The organism is Hyphomonas sp. (genome assembly GCF_041689225.1).
GTDB lineage: Bacteria > Pseudomonadota > Alphaproteobacteria > Caulobacterales > Hyphomonadaceae > Hyphomonas.
This window is the reverse complement of sequence record NZ_JBDNGN010000092.1, coordinates 1-4,530: the sequence shown is the minus strand read 5'-3', so window position 1 is coordinate 4,530 and position 4,530 is coordinate 1. Positions and strand designations below refer to the sequence as shown.

5 protein-coding genes and 1 pseudogene are annotated in these 4,530 nt (G+C 61.5%); all 6 read left to right on the top strand.

Annotated features, from left to right (window positions below):
• The coding region (locus ACESNB_RS08640) for a ParB/RepB/Spo0J family partition protein (protein ID WP_373006323.1) at nt 1-1,848 on the top strand (1,848 nt) is incomplete at its 5' end.
• A gap of 113 nt (nt 1,849-1,961) precedes the next feature.
• Nucleotides 1,962-2,447 carry a DUF6878 family protein gene (locus tag ACESNB_RS08635; RefSeq protein ID WP_373006321.1) on the top strand — a complete coding sequence of 162 codons (486 nt, stop codon included), beginning with the start codon at nt 1,962-1,964 and terminating at the stop codon, nt 2,445-2,447.
• 10 nt (nt 2,448-2,457) lie between these two features.
• On the top strand, nt 2,458-2,820 hold the full coding sequence (locus ACESNB_RS08630) for a hypothetical protein (RefSeq protein ID WP_373006319.1): 363 nt from the start codon (nt 2,458-2,460) through the stop codon (nt 2,818-2,820).
• Nucleotides 2,821-2,893: 73 nt separating this feature from the next.
• Nucleotides 2,894-3,322, top strand: a complete 429-nt coding sequence (locus tag ACESNB_RS08625) for a hypothetical protein (RefSeq protein ID WP_373006317.1) — start codon at nt 2,894-2,896, stop codon at nt 3,320-3,322.
• On the top strand, nt 3,306-3,950 hold the full coding sequence (locus ACESNB_RS08620; RefSeq protein WP_373006315.1) for an antitoxin of toxin-antitoxin stability system: 645 nt from the start codon (nt 3,306-3,308) through the stop codon (nt 3,948-3,950). Before ACESNB_RS08625 ends, ACESNB_RS08620 begins: the two co-directional genes overlap by 17 nt.
• Before the next feature lie 107 nt (nt 3,951-4,057).
• Nucleotides 4,058-4,530 (top strand): annotated as a pseudogene (locus ACESNB_RS08615) (hypothetical protein); the annotation flags it as partial.

Genomic DNA, 4,530 nt, shown 5'->3' with positions numbered 1-4,530 from the left:
GTGCGGGATCGGTCCACCGACATCCTGGCCGAAGATGACTCGCTCGCCGAAAACATCCAGCGTGTGGCGCTCCACCCCCTCGATCAGTTCCGTGCGTTCCAGGCGTTGCGCGAAAAGGGCCAATCCGAAGAAGCCATCGCGGCGGCCTTTTTCGTCGGGGTGAACGTGGTCAAGCAGCGGCTGCGCCTCGCCTCGGTCTCACCCGTCCTGCACGAGGTCTATGCGCAAGACGGTATGTCGCTTGAACAACTGATGGCGTTCGCCGTCACCTGCGACCATGTCCGTCAGGAACAGGTCTGGGACTCGATTTCGACGTCATGGTCGAAGGAGCCCTATCAGATCCGCCGTATGCTGACCGAAAGCACGGTTCGCGCATCCGACAAGCGGGCACAGTTCATTGGTCTGGATGCCTATGAACAGGCGGGCGGCACCGTCCTGCGTGACCTGTTCCAGAGCGACGACGGTGGCTGGCTGCAGGATGCAAGTCTCCTCGATCAGCTGGTCGCCGAAAAACTCAAGACCATCGCCGAGGAGGTCGCCAACGAAGGCTGGAAGTGGATCGCGGTCGCAATCACCCATCCCTATGACGCGGCCCATGGCTTGCGCGAACTGGCCGGCACTCAGACCGACCTGACACCCGAGGAACAAGCGGCGTTCGACGTACTCCAGTCCGAATATGCCCGGATCGAAGCCGAATATGAGGGCGCCGACGAACTTCCCGACGAGGTCGACGAACGGCTCGGCGAAATCGAACAGGCCCAGGCCGCCTTTGGCGATCGCCCCGTCATCTATGATCCCGCCGACATCGCGCGCGCTGGTGTCTTTGTCAGCATCGACAATGACGGCAGCCTGTCGGTTGATCGCGGCTATGTTCGTCCCGCGGATGAGGCTCCTACCGTCATCGAGAACGACGGTGATCCTGAATCCGGGAGCGGCTTGGCATCGTCGGAGCATTCCATGCCGACCGCAGGGCGTGCCGTTATCACCATCGGCGGCCAGAGCGAACCGGATGCAGACGAGGATGACGATGAAGTCATCAAGCCGCTGCCTGACCGGCTCCTCACCGAGCTGACCGCGCACCGGACATTGGCATTGCGTGATGCACTGGCCAACAACCCGCACGTCGCCCTGACAGCGCTGCTGTACAAGCTGGTGCTCGACACTTTCCAGCGCACGTCATCGTCGGGCGGATGCCTCGAAGCTTCGGTGCGGCATATCTTCTTCTCCGTTCAGGCGGATGACCTGAAAGACAGCGTATCCGCCAAGGCCATCACCGCTCGTCAGGACGAATGGAAAGCCGATCTGCCCACCGACGAAGATGCGCTGTGGGACTGGCTACACACGCTCGATGACGCCAGCCGCTCGGCCTTGCTCGCCCATTGCGTCAGCTTTGGCGTCAATGCACTCCATGAAAAGGTCGATCGCTACGGTGGCGCAGGGCTTTCGCAGCATAGCCTGAGCCGTCGTCTTGGCGATGCCGACCGGCTGGCCCGTGCCGTCGGGCTCGACATGGTGAATGTGGGATGGCAGCCAACCGTCGCCAATTATCTCGGTCGCGTCACCAAGCCCCGCATTCTGGAAGCGGTGCGCGAGGCCAAGGGCGAACAGTCCGCGCAGCTCATCGATCATCTGAAGAAAGGCGACATGGCCAAGGAGGCCGAGCGTCTGCTCACCAATAGCGGCTGGCTGCCCGAGCCATTGCGGCCGACTGAGCTCTTGCACAGTGTCGATGGACCCGATGAGGCCGCAGATGAGACCCAGGCGCTGCCAGCCTTCCTTGCCGACGACGAGGAAGACGCAGCAGCCGACTGCGACGAGGAGCATCCCGCGATGATCGCAGCCGAATAATCGCGGGCGGGCGGGGCAGCAACAGCTGCTCCGCCGCTTTTTCCAACCTTCACCAGATGCCCGGCCCCTCAATGACAGGGATCAGCCGGGTTTTCGTAATTTTGGAGTTTGACATGACCGATACCAATCCAGCGCCATCGCCGGCGCCGAGCTTTGACTATGCAAAATGGGAAGCTGAACGCGCCCGCGAAGCGGAACTTAACGCTCAGGTTTTATCGCAGAACAAAGCCGCTCTTTTCGATGTGCTCGCCGCCACCGGCATCGCAACCGTCACCGTCGTGTTCGATGGTTATGGCGACAGCGGCCAGGTTGAAAATATCGAAGCCAAGACCAGCGACGACAAAGTCGTCGATCTGCCATCCGCCGAAATCGAGATCGCTCTGGTGGAATGGGGCGTGGACCAACCGCTGCCAGTCCGTTTGGGCGTCCGCGATGCGATCGAACGGCTTGCCTACGCCTTTCTGTCCAACACCCATTGCGGCTGGGAAAATAATGACGGCGCTTATGGCGAGTTCGTCTTCGACGTCTCAGACCGGACGATCTCGCTCGATTACAATGAGCGGTTCACCAGTTCCGAAAACCACGGCCATGAATGGTGAGGAGGCGGACATGGGACATTGTTATCATCACGCGCTTTCCTCAGTTCGCAAATGGGGCGGGACAGCCGACGACTATCTGGCCCTTCACCAATGGTTCGATGAATCAAAGGCGATCACAGACGACTTTCGGCATCGCGCTTTGCGCCATCATGCCGAAGGCATTTTCATGTTGGAGCGTTTCTTCGGCGCGACCATCACGATTTCCACCGGCCGCGTCGTACCCGTGCGGCTGATTGGCGAACAGCACGTGCGCGAGGATCTCGGCTTCATTCCGGGCTTTGCCGATTGGGTGCGCTGTATCCGCCCCGAACCCTGGATGGGCCGTGCCCAACCGATCCACCGCGATGTCGATCCCTTCGCCGCGACCGGCTGATCGACGCTGCCAATCCCATCCCGTCATCCGAGCCCGGTCAATCGCCGGGCTCTTTCGTTTCAGGAGCTTTTCCATGGCCGACTATTTCACCCATTTCTCGTGCCTGCTCGATGTCGGCACACTCGACAATGCCGCTCGCGCGCTCGATCTCTACAACAGGCTATCCGAAGACGGCGCGGAGGAAGACCCGCCGTCCGATGGCTTCCTGCTCTCCATCCAGCCCGAGCACGGCGGCACGAAGCTCTGGATACGCGATGATGGCACTGGCGATCCCCAGCGCGTCATCACCTTCGTTCTGCGTTGCGCCAAGGAATTCGCACTCACCAGTCGCTGGGGGTTCGAATGGGCCAATACCTGTTCGCGACCGCGCATCAACGCCTTTGGCGGCGGCGCGCATGTGCTGGACCTGAGCACGCAGAAAACCGTCGCCTGGAGCGACACCAATAGCTGGCTCGCCATCACGCTCGATGAAGGGGGATCGGGCGATGCCACAGATCGTTGAAACGACCGTCTATCGCCTCGACGAGCTTTCCACCGAGGCAAAGGAGAAGGCACGTGCATGGTATCGCGAAAGCACACCCGACGATGACTGGTCCGAATTCGTCGCCCGAGATTTCGAGGCGATCTGCGCCATTCTTGGCGTTCGGTTGAAAACCCGTCCGGTGCGCCTCTATGGCGGGGGCACGCGCCAGCAATCCTGCATCTGGTATCGCGGTTTCTGGAGCCAGGGCGACGGCGCGTGTTTTGAGGGCGCCTATTCCTATGTGAAGGATACCGCGCGCCACATCCGTGATCACGCACCACAGGATGCTGAGCTTCATCGGATCGCTGGTGCATTGCAATCAATCCAACGACGCAACTTTTACCAGCTCCAAGCCGAGATCCGGCATCGCGGTTATTATTATCACGAGCACTGCATGGCGATCTCGGTGGAGCGGGACAGCCAGACCTATCGACACATGACCGCCGATGCCGAGGACGAGATCGTCGAGGCGCTGCGCGATCTCGCCCGCTGGCTCTACAGCCAGCTTGAGCGGGAATATGAGCATCAAACCTCGGACATCGTCATCGACGAGATGATGCTCGCCAACGACTACAGCTTCACCGCCGCCGGTCGGCGCTTCGGCTGACAGCCGCGATCAGAGGAAGAGGATGGCCGGGAAGGGTTTGAGCCGGTGGGGTCGAGAGAGAGCACCGCCCGGTTCATCCCTTGTCCGCTCTCCGTGAGGTTCCCTCCATGTTCCATGCTTCCGCCACCGCAGCCCTTCCGGCTGCGCCAGTTCACGCTGCCGTTGACCCGGCCATCGCCATTCATCAGGCAGCACAACGCCTTCTTCCCCATCTCGAACAGGGGCAACGCATCAATGCCACGATTCTGCGCGCCGCAATGGAAACGGCCATCGGTGCCTCCGATGCGTCCGGCGCCTGGGACTGGAAGACCGCCTATGACGCCTGCGAAGCGGCATCAGTGCTGTTCCTGCGCAAATACGGAAAAACGCTTTTGCGCAAAGCCGGATCTCCGGCCGCCGCGTTGCCAATGTTGGCCAGGATCGCTGGCCTCCTCCCCACGCACACGCGCCGTTCCGAGGAGAGCGAGGCTTTCCAGCAGTTCTCGACACCGATCCCGCTCGGCCTGATCGCTGCGACCGCCGCCGCGATCACGCCGACCGACCGCGTGCTGGAGCCTTCGGCCGGCACCGGCCTGCTCGC